Source organism: Bradyrhizobium sp. 142, from assembly GCF_023074015.1.
GTDB lineage: Bacteria > Pseudomonadota > Alphaproteobacteria > Rhizobiales > Xanthobacteraceae > Bradyrhizobium.
Genome location: NZ_JADPKQ010000454.1, coordinates 13,838 through 29,205 on the forward strand (window position 1 = coordinate 13,838; position 15,368 = coordinate 29,205).

A 15,368-nucleotide genomic window follows, 5' to 3' on the forward strand; every position below is an offset into this window, starting at 1 on the left:
CGTGTCCGTAGTGATCCGGAATGGAATCCTATTGCGATGTCGCGTACATCGCGGGACATCGATCGGCGGCCACTTCCAGGGCATCATCCTCTGATCGCGCGACATGGGGTTGGGGGACCACATGGGGCGGGGATTGAAGGCTGAGGCAAGGTGAGAGGTCCGGACTCCTAGGCACTCCGGACCTCGAACTTTTGACATCGAACGCGATATCGCGCCGCCCGGCTCTTCAGCCTGGCGGCGCGTTTTCGTGTGCCGTCCTGTTGGCGCGGGCGCTCACCGCGTCTGCGGTTCGATCGTGACGGTGCAATCGTCCTGCCCTTGCGTGGCGACCACGATATCGCCGGCTGCAGCCCCGAGCGCGATCGGCGCGGACGAGCCGCCGCCGGGCAGTTGAACAGTCACGCTCAACGAATCCGTGCGGGCGCTCGAGCCAACCGTCGACGGTTCCGCTTCCGCGACGTTGCCTGAGGCATCGCGCCGCATGATCCGGCAGTTCACATTGCTGCCGCCGGCCGCCGCCATGCTCGAGATGGCACCGCCAACCATTTGCGCCCGGGCTCGCGAAGGATCGCGCGGCACCTGGCTCACGATCCGGTGGGTCCCGGGCTCCACAATGACGACATCGTCATCCGTAGCGAAATATTCGTAGTCCCGATATTCGGGCTCGATCGAAACGATCCCGGGCGGCAGCCGATAAAGGCGTACGCGCGGAGGAATCGTCTCGCCCACACGGATCGAGATATTCAGATTGCGTTCCGGCTGCGCCAGGCGTTCTCGGCTCAGCGTTTCGGAGATCCGCACCTGCTTCTCGGAAGTGACGCGGGTCTGCTGATCGACCTGCGCGTTGCTCTGGGTCGTTTGATTGGCTTGATTGGTCTGCGTGCCGGTTTGAGCCGGCGCGGTCTGTGCATTGGTGCTCGGAGGTGTCCGGCTCGTGTCGGTTGCCGTTGCCGGACGGTTGCCCTGTTGCGCAGGAGCTTGCTGCTCGGTCGCATTGCGCTGCGGCTGGTTCTGGTTGCGCTCGTTCTGGCTGGCCGCCGTGCCGGCGCGATCATTCTGCTGGCCGGCCGTTCCCGCCTTTGATTTCTCTGACTCGGCCGTTGATTTCTGCGGCGCGGACTTATCCTGCTTGGTCTCGGCGCTGCTCTTGGTCTCTGCGCTGCTCTTGCCACTCTCGCGACCTTGCTTGGCGCTCTCCGCCTCACGGTTGCGACCTCGCGCCGGCTCACGGGATTCTTGCGCCTGCTCTTTCGCGTTGGGTTGACGGCGCTCGGTAGCCGCCGCGGGCCGGTTCTTCTCGTCGTTGGCCTGGCGATTGGCACCGCCCTTGTCCTCGCGTCCGGCGGTCCCCTGCATTCTTTCCTGGCGGCCTTGCGCGCGTTCCGGACCGCGTTCTTGAGCCCGTTCCTGAGCCGATCCACGATCGTGTTGTTGTGCGCCCCCTTTCGCCGGTTCCTCCGTCCGTCTCGGTTCGTCTTTCCGCTCGCCGGGCGCCTGAGCGTAGGCCAAACCCGTTGCGAGCATCAGCCCGACGGCAGCAGTCGACAGCATCAAGTGCTTGCGCATATCCCTCTCCTGATGATTCTACCAACAAACGCGAACGTGGGTTGCGTGCGAAGGTTCCTGAGGAGAACGGCGGCCGTGCGCCTCATCAGCGTGCCGGATCAGGACGTGCTCACATCGCATCCTTCAGCGTGAGCCGTGCCGTGAATGTCACGCTGGTCTTGCCGACCAGCGCCATGCCTTCGACCTCGGCGGCGTCGGCGGAGTAGTCGCCCGAGAACCCGCAGGTCACCTCTCCGCCGCCGAACGCGAGTGTCTTGCCGACGGCCTCGGTGTGCTGATTGACGATCATGTCGCCGCGCCACTTGCCGTTCCGGAAGGTGTAGCTGCCGGTATAGTAGAAATAGCTGTCGCCGCCCATGATGCGGCCATCGTAGAGCACGACGACACCTTTGGCCTGGCCGCGCTTGCCGTCGCGCATCTCAATCTCAAAGATGTAGAGGCCGTTGAGGACCTTGCTCTGGTCGCCGCTCTGCTCGGGCTCATCGCCGGCCGACATGGCTCATCTCCCGCTCAAACCGGCACGTTCAGTTCCAGATCCTCGAGCCACGCCGCTGCGCTCGAATCGGACGGCGCGCGCCAGTCGCCACGCGGCGACAACGAGCCACCGGCCGAAACCTTCGGTCCGTTCGGCATGGCCGATCGCTTGAATTGGCTGAAGGCGAAGAAGCGGCGCAGGAACATCTCCAGCCAGCGGCGGATCTCGGGGAGATCATAGGCCTTGCGCCGGTCGTTCGGGAAAGCCGGCGGCCACTCGCCCTTGGCAACATCCTTCCACGCCTGGAGCGCCATGAAGGCGATCTTGGAGGGCCGCATGCCGAACCGGAGTGTGTAGAACAGGTTGAAATCCTGGAGCTCGTATGGCCCGACTGAGGCTTCACTGCTTTGCGGCTTCTCGCCGGGCTTGACCGGAACCAGCTCGGGCGAGATCTCGGCCGACAGGATCAACGAAAGGGTCCGGTTCACCTCGTCGCTGAACTGCTTCGAGGCGATCACCCAACGGATCAGATGCTGGATCAGCGTCTTCGGTACGCCCGCGTTGACATTGTAGTGCGCCATCTGGTCGCCGACGCCATAGGTGCACCAGCCGAGCGCGAGCTCGGAAAGGTCGCCGGTGCCGATGACGATGCCACCACGATGGTTGGCAAGCCGGAAAAGGTAATCCGTGCGCAGGCCCGCCTGCACGTTCTCGAACGTAATGTCGTAGACCATCTCGCCCTTGCCGAAGGGATGGCCGATATCCTTTAGCATCTGCGTGGCCGTGGTGCGGATATCGAGTTCCTGCCAGGTCGTCTGCAGCGACTTCATCAGCGCAAACGCATTCGTCTTGCTCTCGCCGCCGGTGGCAAAGCCCGGCATGGTGTAGGCGAGGATGTTTTCGCGCGGCAGGCCGAGCAGGTCGACCGCCTTGGCGGCGACGATCAGGGCGTGGGTGGAATCGAGCCCACCCGATACGCCGATGACGACACGCTTGGTGCCGGTGGCGCGCAGGCGCTGCACCAGGCCGGCGACCTGGATGTTATAGGCCTCATAGCAATCCTGTTCGAGCAGGCTCTCGTCGCTCGGCACGAACGGAAAGCGTTCGACCTTGCGTTGGAAGCCGATATCGGCGGCCGGCGGCTTCACGGCGAAGGCGACTTTGCGGAAGAAACCCTCGCGCTGACGGCGGTTGTCGTCGAACGTCCCCATCAGCGCGCGCTCCTGCCGCAGCAGGTCGAGATCGACGTCGGCGAGGGTGATCTGCCCGCCCTGCCGGAACCGCTCGCCCTCGGCCAGAAGCACGCCGTTTTCATAGATCGAGGTCTGGCCGTCCCAGGCCAGATCAGTGGTCGACTCCCCTGCTCCGGCGGCGGAATAAACGTAAGCCGCAAGGCAGCGCGCCGAGGTCGATTGACACAGCAACGCGCGCGAGCGCGCCCGGCCGATCGTGATCGGGCTGCCGGAGAGATTGATCAGGACGCTCGCACCCGCGAGCGCCAGCTCCGATGCCGGCGTCACCGGGATCCACATGTCCTCGCAGATCTCGACGCCGATGGTCAGGCCCGGAACGTCCTCGGCCGCAAACAGCAGATCGACACCGAACGGTGCGCGCAGCTCGCCGAAAGCTATCGCTTCCCCGACGATCCCAGCGCCGGAGGCGAAATGCCGTCCCTCATAGAACTCGCGATAGGTCGGCAGGTACGTTTTCGGCACCACGCCCAAAACGGCGCCGCGGTGAATGACGACGGCGCAATTGTAGATGCGGGCTCCAAAGCGCAGCGGCGCGCCGACGATGAGGACGGTCATCAGCGTCGACGAGGCCGCGACGATCGTGGCGAGCGCCCGCTCGACCGCATCGAGTAGCGGATCCTGTTTCACGAGGTCTTCGATCGCATAGCCTGACAGGCAGAGCTCGGGAAACACGGCCACCGCCACCGACTGCTCATGGCACGCATTCGCCGCAGCCAGAACCGCTTTGGCATTGGCCGTGGGATCGGCCACATAGGAGGTGGTGACGCAGGCCGCGACGCGCGCAAATCCGTGGGCGTAAATCGAGTGAAAACTCATCGAGCGCAGTACCCTTGATCTTTTCGCGAGCGGCGGAGGTGATCCGGCCGCCGTCGGGTCAGGCTATATTTAGCCCATCGACGTCGCCTCGTGCAGGCCATTCGCCGTCATGCATAACGGAATTGCAACTTCGCCTGTCCCAGCCGCTGGCGGTGTCAGGCGCTGCGCGCCAGCACGCCGGGCAGATCGTCGCGCAGCCACTCGGCGATCCGGGGCCAGGCATGCGCATGCGTGCGCGCGCCCATGAACAGACCGAGATGATTGCTGGGCTGGGAGGCCGCCGCAACGAACGCTGGTGGCGTACCGAGCAGCTCGGCGGTGGCGAGCGCCTGCGCGGCCGGAACGACCTCGTCGTCGAGCCCCGCCAGCAGGAAGACAGGGGCCTCGACGTCCTTCAGATCAATCGCGCGGCCGAGGGCTTTGAAATCGCCGGTGGCAATCCGGTTCTCCCGGAAAATCCAGTTGACGATCTGGAGATAGTAGGTGCCCGGCAGGTCGAGCGTTTCCGTGTTCCAGCGATCGAAACGCGCGAGCAGCGCCGCGGCCTCCTCATCCGCGAGGTCTATCTGCAACGTCTTCGCGATGTCGTCGCGGCTCGGCGCCCTGGACCAGAACCGCAGCATCTCCTCGCCGCTGACATTGCCGCCACCGCGCGCGACGAGCTGGTCGTAGACCATTTCGGGCGCGTTGCGAGCAAGACGCGACAGCAACGAGTCGATCGCGAGATCAACCGGGGCGCCAACCAGAACCAGCCGCCGCACCTTGGCCGGAAAACGAGCCGCATAGAGCAGCGACAACCAGCCTCCCTGACACAGTCCGACCAGGTCGACCGGTGCGCCGATCTCGTCGACGGCGACGTTGAGATCGCCGAGATAGCTGTCGATCGAGAGATGACGCATGTCCGGCGACGCCGAGCGCCAGTCCGTGAGATAAACCCGCTCGATACCGCCATCTTGCAGGGACTGCACCACGCTGTGGCCGGGCGCGAAGTCGGCAATCAGGGCACGATGCAGCGCATAGGGCGCGCAGACCAGGGCCGGCTGACCGGACCGGGCCCTCGTGCAATCGCGCAGGCGCATAGTTGCAAGCTCGAGCGCAACGGTATTGGGCGTTGTCCAAGGCAGGCGGCTTTCGTCGTTCCCCGCCGGTTCCTGCTCCAGCCACCAGAAACAGGCGTCCATGGCCAGACGCGCCGCCGCAAACGGCCACAGCAAGGGGACTTCCGGGACATGCTCGGGTCCGCTTGGCCGATTGCCGGTCTTTTCCACCACAACTACCTCGCGATCTTCACAGGAATGCCTCAAGCCCAACGATGGAAATGCCGCGCTCCCTGAAGCTCTGATGGGTCGCAGCCACGGAGCCGTCGAGGTCGATGCCGCGGCAGGCGTCTTCGATGACGGCAACCTCGAATCCCGCGTTGCGGGCGTCCTCCGCCGAAAAGCGCACACAGAAATCGAGCGCGAGGCCGGCGACGAAGACCGTCTGCAGCTCGCGTTCGCGCAAATATCCGAGCAGGCCGGTCGGCGTCTTCTGGTCGTTCTCGAACAGCGCCGAATAGGAATCGATGCCGCGGCGAAATCCCTTACGCACCACGAGGTTTGCCCGCGCGACGTCCAGATTCCGGTGGAATTCGGCACCGGCCGTGCCTTGTACGCAGTGTGCTGGCCAGAGCACCTGGGTGCCATAGTCGAGCTCGAGGGTCTGGAATGGCTGCCGCCCCGGATGGTTCGACGCAAAGGAGACGTGGTCGTGCGGATGCCAATCCTGCGTCAGAACCATATTGGTGAATTTTTGGGCGATGCGGTTGATGGCGGGGACGACTTTCTCGCCGCCGGGAACGGCGAGCGCTCCGCCGGTGCAGAAGTCGTTCTGCACGTCGATCACCAGCAGCACGTCGGCTTCGGAAATCTTCATCGCAGCTCCATTCCGTCCGCCTGGCACGTCCAGCGCCAAGCGCTCTCGCCAATGTCGATCTTCCCGCGCCGCTTCGCAACCACCGACGCGTGCGGCGATCTGCCTGAATGGCAGGTTGGCCCGTTTCCGGAATGCAACGGTTTGGCTTCGTCCGAGTTGACTTAGGTTGACTAGAGGCATCCAAGGGCGGATTCTCGATCCGGCCGCGACACGCGGATCGGGCGAAGGAGCGGAGGAATGGGCTCCCGCAGCCGCAAGGCGGTGGGAGCGTTGACGTCATGGATATCGGCAGAACAGGAAAAATTCTTCTCGCCGATATCGGCGGCACCAACGCGCGCTTTGCGCTGAGCCAGGACGAACCGAGCCAAGACGGAACGGGCCGAGGCGGATCTGGCAAGGGCAAGCCAAGCGACGGCGAGCGGATCGGACCGATCGACTATGTCAAGGTCGCCGATTTCCCGACAGTCCAGGAAGCCATCATCGATGTCCTTCGCCGATCGGGCGGCGAGCAGCCGAAAAGGGCCGTGCTGGCCGTCGCAGGTCCCGTGACCAACAACCGCTGCGTCATGACCAACAGCCCGTGGGTCATCGATGGCAAAGAGCTCCAGCCGGCGCTCGGCTTGGACAGCGTGCACGTGCTCAACGATTTCGAAGTGGTTGCCTGGTCCCTGCCCGCCTTGCAGCCCGCCGATCTAATCCCGCTCGGTGGCCAATCCGGCATGGCGGGAGAACCCCTGCTGGTGGTCGGACCGGGAACCGGCTTCGGTGTCTCCTGCCTGGTCGAACGCCATGGCGCCCGGCTCGCCGTTGTCACCGAGGCCGGCCACGCCACCTTGCCGGCGGAGAACGAGCGCGAGGAACGCGTGATCGCGTGCCTGCGCCGGCGCCTCGGCCATGTCTCCATTGAGCGCGGCGCGCTCTCCGGCTCCGGCATGCAAAATCTCTACGAGGCCATGGCGGAAGTCGACGGCAACCGGGCGCTGCAGCGCGATGCAGCCGCCATCACCAAGGCAGCCCTCGACGGCAGCTGCGAGCTCAGCCGCGCGACGCTGGAGATGTTCTGCGCCATCCTCGGCTCCGTCGCGGGCAATCTCGCCGTAACCTTCGGTGCCCGCGGCGGTGTCTACGTCGCCGGCGGGATCGTGCCGCGCTTCCCGGAATTCCTTGCCGCGTCCGCATTCCGCGCGCGCTTCGAGGCCAAGGGACGCTTTCAGGACTATCTGCGCAACATTCCCACCCGGCTTGTCGTCAAGCCCGATGCCAGCTTCGTCGGGCTCAGGATGTTTGCCAGCCACAACGCCGATTGAGCTGGTGCACGCTTGGTCGGCTCCGTCTCACTGCCCGCAATACACAGGTGATTGCATAGTCCGCGCGGTTCCACGCAGGATCGCACTTGCCGGTTTGTTTTCGATAGGAAACAATCCCACCCGTCTGTGGCGTTGTGTACGGGGGCGTGACATGCGTAAGCAGGATATTGGGTTCGACTATCATCGCTATCACCGCCTGCTGATCGAGGCGGATGATGAGAACAAGCGACGGGCTCTGATCGAGCTGTTGATCGAGGAAAAGGCGCGGGACCGGCTCGCCGCCCAGCGCGCTTCGGATCGCGCCGCCATGACCGCCCACACCATTGCCAACGTTCTGAAGCTCGGCCGCAACTAAGACTTGCGGACCCGCCTCTGTTCGCGAGAACAGCATCCGATTGCGATTGCGTTAACGATCCCTCTCAAGCCCGTATAAAACTTTTTTGCTCTAAGAGTTCCCCACCTGATGCAATTCAGGTCAACAAAAAGGGGGAATGAACATGAGCATGATTACACTTGCCGCAATCGCTGTCGAAACGCGTCTTGAAACGCGTCTTGGCGATTCTTCGTTCAAGACCATCTTGCTGATCTGCTGCGCAGGCCTGGCCGCCTCGTTCGGCCTGATGGCGCACGGCATCGACCTTGGCGCCGGCCTGATGTGGGACGACAACACAGGTCCTGACATCAATGGCCGCCTTCGGGGCGGCCATTTCGTTTGGCCCTCAATCAGCTTTGAACAGCGTTAGGCGTCTTGGGAAACATCGAATCGATCATCGCCTTGAGCTGGTCGAGGGAGATCGGCTTGCGCAGGATCGGCCTGCGCCGGAGCAAGGACGGCAGCAGTTCCGGACCGTAGCCCGTCGCGAACAGGAACGGCTTGCCGCGGCGTTCGATCAGGTCGGCAACGGGATCGACATAGACACCCATGAGATTGATATCGAGGATCGCAAGGTCGTACTGCGCGGTCATCGCATAGGCGCTGGCGTCCTGAATGTTATCCGCTTCGGCGACGACGTGGTGGCCAAGCTCCTCCACCATGTCAGCCATCATCATCCGGATCAGCGCTTCGTCTTCAACCAGGAAAACGGAGAGTCCGCTTGCCATCTCAACCCCGCAGCCATTGTATGAAGCTAATCATAACCGAGCCTGTGGGAGCATTCACGAATTCGTGGCACGCGGCGTTAATCCGGATGCGCTCGATCCGCTTCAAGTTGATCAATCCAATCCGCGCTCGTGGCTCAGGCGCACCATCTCCTGGATGAAGACCTGCTTCTGCTTGTCGTCGAGGCTCGAATAGAGCGGCTCGGCCGCGTCGGCGACGTTGCGCTGGTCGGCGGCGCGATCGATCAGGAATTGCGCCTCATTGCGCATCTGCTCGACGATGTCGTCCGGCGGATCCCGCTTGGCGCGGGCGACCCGCAGGTTGAGCCGCTCTGCGCCGTTATGCCCGAGATAGTGCATGGCGCTCGAGAAACCGTACCAATGCTTCTCCTGATCGGGCGTGAGGTTCAGTTCGGCCTTGATCCGGTCGATGTAGGAATCGCTGTTGGCGACGATCTGTTCGGCCGTGAGCTGCGGCGCGCCGCTCTGCGTCAGGACCGTAACGTCCTTGTCCTGGGGCGCGTTCTTGGCCTCCTTGGTTCCCTTAGCGCCCTTGCCGGACTTGGCGCTCTTGGCATCCTTGTCCTTTGCGGCGCCCTGCTGCTTGGCGTCCCTGGTTCCATCCTTCGTACCGTCCTTTGCAGCCGGCGCTTGGCTGTTGTTGCCGACTCCGAGGACGCCAGTAAAGACGCCGACCACGCCGCCGATTGCACCGCCCAGCACGCCGCCGACCGGACCGGCCGCCTTGTTGCCGGCCGCCGCTCCGTCCTGAACGCCTTTGACCAGGCCTTGCGCGTGCGCAACCGCGGCTGCGCCGAGCAGCAACGTGAGCACGGACCCCAGCGCGCACCATCGTCGCAGGTAAAGCCGCGCTGCCGGTGCCGGGTTGATCATTCTCGTCTCCATCGTCAATCCGATTGGCCTGTTGGGGTGAGAACCACCCGCCGGGTTCAACTCTATCGTTTTCGCAGCTTCGAGGTCTAGGCGCCGGCAATCGCTATCCACGCCCGAAAAGTCTTTTGCGCTAAGCGGTTATGCAGGCTTATTCGAAACTGCGGCGTAATTGCGCATGCAACCGTCCAACTGGCGTCGCGCAAAGTGTGCGTCGCAAAATACCGCGCGGTGGTTCACCTCGCACGCGCGCCATCGAGCAGCGCAGCACGCGCCGGACCGACATTAGTTCTAGACGGCGAGCAGTTCGGCTTCCTCGACAGAGGCGATCAATCATGATCTGATCGCGCTACCAATTTGCCGCGGCGCGCGGGATTTTGCCGCCGCGGCGACGGCATCAAACAAGAAACTTCCAACAAGAAAATCAAAAAAGTAAAACTCGGAAAGTTCAGGAAACGCCAGAACAATAAAACATCCAAGCGAGGAAACGAGATGTCACGCAAGACACTGACGCGACGTCAATTTGTGGCTGCCACTGCAATGTCCTCTGCGGCGCTGATCACGGCGCCCTATGTCCGAGGCGCTTACGCCGCGGGCAAACTCTCGATCGGCTTCTGGGACCACTGGGTGCCCGGCGCCAACAAAGCCTCCACCGACCTCGTCAACGAATGGGCGGCGAAGGAGAAGGTCGAGGTCTCGATCGACTACATCACCAGCAACAACAAGAAGATCGAGTTGACCGCAGCAGCCGAGGCCCAGGCCAATTCCGGTCACGACATTCTCCAGATGCCGTCATGGTGGCCGCAGGCCTATGCCGATCAGCTCGAGCCGCTCAACGATGTCATGGAGCCGCTGATCAAGCAGAACGGCGAGGTCAACGGCACAGTCAAATATCTCGGCCAGTCCGCCGGCAAATGGCTCGCCGTACCCGCGACGCCTGGCAGTCAGATCAAGGGGCCCTGCACCCGCATCGATCTGATGAAGAAATATGCCAACATCGACGTTCAGGAGATGTATCCGGCCGGCAGCCCGCCGAAAGCCGACAACTGGACTATGGAGACATTTCTGAAGGCGGCGGAAGCCTGCCAGAAGGGTGGCTTTCCGTTCGGCATCGGCTTGGGCGAGACCACCGACAGCGTCGACACGGCCGGGGCAATCTTCCAGTCTTTCGGCGCGGAGCTCGTCAATGCCAAGGGCGATATCACCGTGAAAACAGATGCGGTGCGACAGGCGCTGGAATACTACAAGAAGCTGATCTCGTTCCTGCCGCCCGACGCGCCGTCCTGGGACGACGCCTCCAACAACAAATGGCTGATCTCCGGCAAGGGCGCGCTCATCATGAATCCGCCGAGCGCCTGGGCCGTCGCCAAGCGCGACGCGCCGCAGGTGGCCGAGCAGTGCTGGACGCACGGCTTCCCCTCCGGCCCGAAAGGGCGTTTCGCACCCTTCCTGCCGTATTTTTGGGGTGTCTGGAGCTTCGGCAAGAACAAGGAAGCGGCCAAGAGCCTGCTCACCCATCTGTCGCAGCCGTCGTCGATCGAGAAATTCGTCGCGGTGAGCGGCGGTTACGATCTTCCGGCCTATGCGAACATGACGAAGCTGAAGACCTGGGCCGAGGAAGGGCCACCGAAGGGCACGCTCTACCACTATCCAGATCCGCATAAGCAGCAGACGCTGTCGATCGCCGCATCGCCCGCGCCCCCCAAGATCGCGCAGCAGATCTACTTCCAGGCGACGCTGACCAAGCTGGCCTTGCGTCACGCGCAAGGTGAGAAGATGGAAACCGCGCTCGCCTGGGCCGAAGGCGAGTGCGAAGGCTTCATGCGGAGTTGATGCCGGGTGCATGCCGTGGCGGTTCACGCACCGCGCGTGAGCCGCCGGGGCGCCGCTCTATCCGGTCCCGACTGAAGCCGACGGTTGTGCCGGCTTCGCCGTTCCACATCCTTCGAAAAAGGCTAACGTAATGGCCGATGCCGTCGTTGACCAAGGTCGCCTCGCCCGTGCTGCGAGCCCGCGCAAGCGGGCCAGCCTGCACAATAAACTCGGGCGCAAATCGACCGTGGCGTTCTTCCTGACGCTGCCGCTGATCCTCCTGATCGCGGTACTCGTGCTTTATCCCGCGCTCTACTCCGTCCACCTCGCCACCCTGAACAAGTCGATGCAGAAGTTCGTGGGCTTCGGCAACTTCACCTTCCTGTTCAAGCGCGAGACGTTCTGGATGGTGGTGAAGCAGTCCTGCCTCTTCGCGATCACTGCCGTCATCTTCAAGGCGTTGATCGGTTTCATCGTCGCGCATTTCGTGCATAACATCCCGGCCAAGGGCCAGCGCAAATGGCGCGGCATGCTCCTCGTGCCCTGGGTGATTCCGCCTGCGATGAGCACGCTCGCCTGGCTTTGGCTGTTCGATCCATCCTACAGCGCCTTCAACTACACGCTCTCGTTCTTCGGCATCGGGCCAATCCCCTGGCTCGGCGATGCGTCCTGGGCGCGTTTCTCCGTCATTCTCGTCAATGTCTGGTACGGCGCGCCGTTCTTCATGATCATGTATCTGGCGGCGCTGAAGTCGGTTCCCGACCAGCTCTACGAGGCGGCAGCCATTGACGGCGCCAACTGGTGGCAGCGGATCTGGTTCATCACGCTGCCGATGATGCGCAACATCATCGCCATCACCACCTTGTTCTCGCTGATCGTGACGTTCGCCAATTTCGACATCGTGCGCATCCTGACCTCCGGCGGCCCGCTGGATTCGACGCATCTGTTCGCAACCTGGGCGTTCCAGGTCGGAATCCAGAGCAGCGACATTCCGCTCGGCGCCTGCGTCTCGCTCTTCATGGTGCCGATCCTCGCCGTCGCAGCGATCTTCATCCTGCGCGATGTCTCCAAACGCGGGAACGAATCCTGATGAGCATGCTTGCAATCGACAAGGGCGGCCCGAGCCGCAAGGTCAAATACGGCAGCATGAGCCGCGACCGGACCTGGGCGCTGCGATGGTCTTATTTCTTCCTGGTGCTGTTTGCTGCCTTCTCGCTCATCCCGCCAATCTACATGCTGATTACCTCGCTCAAAAGCAGCGCGGAGATCTCGGCCGCCACCAACCCGTGGTGGGTGTTCCATCCCACACTGTCGAACTACGTCGAGCTTCTCACCTCAAACCAATTCCTGCGCTTCTTCTGGAATTCCGCGATCGTCTCGATTGTAGTCGTGATCGTCACCATGCTGATCAGCATCCCGGCGGCCTTCGCACTGGCGCGGATGAAGTTCTGGGGCTCGGCGACTCTCGCGACCGGAGTCTTCCTCACCTATCTCATTCCGGACAGCCTGCTGTTCATTCCCCTGTTCAAGATGCTTGCAGTCATCCAGGATTTCACCGGGATCGCCCTGCTCAACAGATGGTATGTGTTGTTGCTCATCTATCCGACGCTGACGGTGCCCTTCTGTACCTGGATCATGATCGGCTATTTCGCCTCGATCCCGAAGGAACTCGATGAGGCCGCGATCATCGACGGTGCTTCCTGGCTCCAGACCCTGATGCGGATCTTCATCCCGGTCGCGCTACCCGGCCTGATTGCGGCGACGATCTTCGCCTTCACGGTATCCTGGGCGCAATTCCTCTATCCCCTGGTGTTCACCACGTCCGTAGACCAGTTCGTGCTGCCGGTCGGCATCACCACGACGCTGATCAAGGGCGACGTCTTCAACTGGGGGCAGATCATGACCGGCGCGCTGCTCGGTGCCGCCCCGCCGCTGATCATCTATGCCTTCCTCATGGACTACTACATTGCCGGCTTGACCGCCGGCGCGACAAAGGGTTGAGATTTATGGCCGACGTTGCTTTGCGAAAAGTGGTCAAGCGTTACGATGACGTCGAGGCGGTGCGCGGCATCGATCTCGACATCTCCGACCACGAATTCATCGTGCTGGTAGGTCCGTCCGGGTGCGGCAAGTCGACGACGCTGCGGATGATCGCGGGGCTGGAAGACATCACCGACGGCGACATCATGATCGGCGGCGACGTCGTCAACGACGTCCCGCCAAAGGATCGCGACATCGCGATGGTGTTCCAGAACTACGCGCTCTATCCGCACATGACGGTCGCGGAGAACATGTCGTTCGGACTGCGGCTCAAGCACTATCCCAAGGCCGAGATCAAGGCTCGGGTGACGGAGGCCGCGCGGCTTCTGGACATCACCGACCTGATCGACCGCAAGCCGAAGCAGCTATCCGGCGGCCAGCGCCAGCGCGTTGCCATGGGACGCGCCATCGTGCGCAATCCAAAAGTCTTCCTGTTCGACGAGCCGCTGTCGAATCTCGACGCCAAGCTGCGCGTGCAGATGCGGATCGAGATCAAGAAGGTGCACCAGAAGGTCCGCACCACCACGGTTTATGTCACCCACGACCAGGTCGAGGCGATGACGCTGGCCGATCGCGTCGTGGTGATGAACAAGGGACGCATCGAGCAGATCGGCACGCCGAACGAGCTCTACCACAAGCCGGCGACACGCTTCGTCGCGGGCTTCATCGGCTCGCCCGCCATGAACTTCATCCCGTGCCGGCTGGAGGATGCCGGCGGCAAGCTCACGATCCGCCTGACCGACCGCATCTCCTTCCCGCTGCCGCCGGCCCGCGCCGCCCGCTATAACGCGCTGCCTCGAACTGAAAACCTTTTGCTCGGCATCCGTCCCGAACATCTCACGGAATCGCACGCGCATCTGCAGCCCGGCGTCGAGACTTTCGACACCGTGCTTGACGTCACCGAGCCGATGGGGATGGAGACGCTGGTCTATTTCGGACTTGAAGGTACGCCGGTCTGCGGCCGTGTCGACCCCAATGCCGGCGCCAAGGACGGCGCTCCGATGCGTTTGGCGGTGGACCTCAACAACATGCACCTGCTAAACGAAGCGACCGGCGCCGTGCTGTGACGGCTACGGAAGAAACGCGAGCAGGCAGGGAGCGATGACGACCAACAAGAAGAAAATTTTCGTTACACAAACTTTGTCGCAAGGGGCACGCGCCCTCCTCACCCGGCGGGACGATATCGAGCTCGTCGAATTTCCGAACCTGATCTCGGCGAAAGATTTCGAGGCCTTGCTGAAGAGCCATGCGCCGGTCCATGGCGTGGCGCTCGGCGCCACCGCCTTCGGCGAGACCGAGCTCGAGGCATCCAGGGACATGAAAGTGGTGACACGGATCGGCGTCGGCTACGACGCCGTCGACGTGCCCGCCCTCTCCCGTCGCAAGGTGCCGCTAATGGTCGCCGGCAGCGCGAACTCGCCATCGGTCGCGGAAGCGGCGCTGTTCATGATGCTGACGCTGGCCAAGCGCGCGCAGGAGATGCATGCCTGCGTCAAGGACGGCAAATGGGCCGACCGGCTCGGCATGCTGCCGTTCGATCTCTACGGCAAGACCGTGCTGGTCATAGGCTTCGGCCGCATCGGCACCCGCACCGCCAAGCGCTGCCTGGCGATGGAAATGAACGTGCAGGTCTACGACCCCTACAAGGGAGCCGCCGAGATCAAGACCGCCGGTTGCGAGCCCGTCGCCGATCTCGACGCCGCCCTGCCTCAAGCCGACTTCGTCACCATCCATTGCCCGAAGACGCCGGAGACGGTCGGCCTGTTCAACACCGCGCGGATCGGCTTGATGAAGCCGAAATCCTATCTCATCAACACCGCGCGCGGCGGCATCGTCAACGAGACGGCGCTGTACGAAGCGCTGGTCTCGAGCAAGCTCGCCGGCGCCGGCATCGACGTGTTCGAAGTGGAGCCGCCGCCGGTCAGCAACGCGCTGTTCGCGCTGCCGAACGTCATCATGGCCCCGCACGTCGCCGGCGTCACCGTCGAGGCGGTGAGCCGCATGAGCGAGCAGACCGCGCGCAACATCCTGAGTGTGCTGGACGGCGATCCGATCCGGCAGAACATCATCAATCAGGGCGTGCTTGGCTGAGCAAATCCCAAGGCGGGCTCCCAAGGCGAGCGGGGAAGCCGCACGCCTTCGGAGCGCCAGAATGCGTCCCATTTTGGTGCAGATCGAGCCCCAACTCAGCCTTAA

Annotated in this window: 15 protein-coding genes; 7 read left to right on the top strand and 8 right to left on the bottom strand. The window is 63.0% G+C overall.

The genetic code is table 11. From position 1 onward, the window contains the following. Positions 1–273: 273 nt before the first annotated feature. The 5 genes from IVA82_RS41495 to pncA form a co-directional block, all read right to left on the bottom strand. Entirely contained in the window at positions 274–1,356 is a 1,083-nt protein-coding gene (locus IVA82_RS41495; protein WP_247384270.1) for a DUF1236 domain-containing protein, read from the bottom strand. Positions 1,357–1,675: 319 nt separating this feature from the next. Beyond that, the gene (locus IVA82_RS41500; protein ID WP_247384271.1) at positions 1,676–2,062 is read right to left on the bottom strand and encodes a GrlR family regulatory protein; all 387 of its coding nucleotides are present in this window, start codon (positions 2,060–2,062) and stop codon (positions 1,676–1,678) included. A 14-nt stretch (positions 2,063–2,076) separates the two neighbouring features. Further along, positions 2,077–4,110, bottom strand: a complete 2,034-nt coding sequence (locus IVA82_RS41505) for an NAD(+) synthase (RefSeq protein WP_247384272.1) — start codon at positions 4,108–4,110, stop codon at positions 2,077–2,079. A 155-nt stretch (positions 4,111–4,265) separates the two neighbouring features. After that, positions 4,266–5,381 (bottom strand): alpha/beta fold hydrolase, encoded by a 1,116-nt coding sequence (locus tag IVA82_RS41510; protein ID WP_247384273.1) that lies wholly within the window; start codon positions 5,379–5,381, stop codon positions 4,266–4,268. 16 nt (positions 5,382–5,397) lie between these two features. Continuing rightward, on the bottom strand, positions 5,398–6,024 hold the full coding sequence (pncA, locus tag IVA82_RS41515; RefSeq protein WP_247384274.1) for a bifunctional nicotinamidase/pyrazinamidase: 627 nt from the start codon (positions 6,022–6,024) through the stop codon (positions 5,398–5,400). A gap of 278 nt (positions 6,025–6,302) precedes the next feature. Between pncA and glk the strand changes: the two genes are divergently transcribed. After that, entirely contained in the window at positions 6,303–7,331 is a 1,029-nt protein-coding gene (gene glk / locus IVA82_RS41520) for a glucokinase (RefSeq protein WP_247384275.1), read from the top strand. Positions 7,332–7,482: 151 nt separating this feature from the next. After that, on the top strand, positions 7,483–7,686 hold the full coding sequence (locus IVA82_RS41525) for a hypothetical protein (RefSeq protein ID WP_148744426.1): 204 nt from the start codon (positions 7,483–7,485) through the stop codon (positions 7,684–7,686). A 115-nt stretch (positions 7,687–7,801) separates the two neighbouring features. On the opposite strand, the gene IVA82_RS41530 is transcribed toward IVA82_RS41525, so the two are convergent. The 3 genes from IVA82_RS41530 to IVA82_RS41540 form a co-directional block, all read right to left on the bottom strand. After that, positions 7,802–8,038, bottom strand: coding sequence for a hypothetical protein (locus IVA82_RS41530; protein WP_247493880.1), 237 nt, complete (start codon positions 8,036–8,038; stop codon positions 7,802–7,804). Positions 8,039–8,054: 16 nt separating this feature from the next. Continuing rightward, positions 8,055–8,432, bottom strand: coding sequence for a response regulator (locus IVA82_RS41535; protein ID WP_247384278.1), 378 nt, complete (start codon positions 8,430–8,432; stop codon positions 8,055–8,057). A 111-nt stretch (positions 8,433–8,543) separates the two neighbouring features. After that, positions 8,544–9,323 carry a Spy/CpxP family protein refolding chaperone gene (locus IVA82_RS41540; protein WP_247384280.1) on the bottom strand — a complete coding sequence of 260 codons (780 nt, stop codon included), beginning with the start codon at positions 9,321–9,323 and terminating at the stop codon, positions 8,544–8,546. A gap of 489 nt (positions 9,324–9,812) precedes the next feature. Here IVA82_RS41540 and IVA82_RS41545 point away from each other — a divergent pair, with 489 nt between their 5' ends. From IVA82_RS41545 to IVA82_RS41565, 5 genes are all read left to right on the top strand, one after another. Next, positions 9,813–11,153 (top strand): extracellular solute-binding protein, encoded by a 1,341-nt coding sequence (locus IVA82_RS41545; protein WP_247384283.1) that lies wholly within the window; start codon positions 9,813–9,815, stop codon positions 11,151–11,153. A gap of 130 nt (positions 11,154–11,283) precedes the next feature. Beyond that, the gene (locus IVA82_RS41550; protein WP_247384284.1) at positions 11,284–12,222 is read left to right on the top strand and encodes a sugar ABC transporter permease; all 939 of its coding nucleotides are present in this window, start codon (positions 11,284–11,286) and stop codon (positions 12,220–12,222) included. Further along, complete coding sequence (locus IVA82_RS41555; RefSeq protein WP_247384286.1) at positions 12,222–13,133, top strand: carbohydrate ABC transporter permease; 912 nt, start codon at positions 12,222–12,224, stop codon at positions 13,131–13,133. Before IVA82_RS41550 ends, IVA82_RS41555 begins: the two co-directional genes overlap by 1 nt. Before the next feature lie 5 nt (positions 13,134–13,138). Further along, positions 13,139–14,239: a sn-glycerol-3-phosphate ABC transporter ATP-binding protein UgpC gene (ugpC, locus tag IVA82_RS41560; protein WP_247384288.1), complete on the top strand. Its 1,101-nt coding sequence runs from the start codon at positions 13,139–13,141 to the stop codon at positions 14,237–14,239. 34 nt (positions 14,240–14,273) lie between these two features. After that, entirely contained in the window at positions 14,274–15,263 is a 990-nt protein-coding gene (locus tag IVA82_RS41565; RefSeq protein ID WP_247384290.1) for a hydroxyacid dehydrogenase, read from the top strand. The last annotated feature ends 105 nt before the right edge of the window (positions 15,264–15,368 follow it).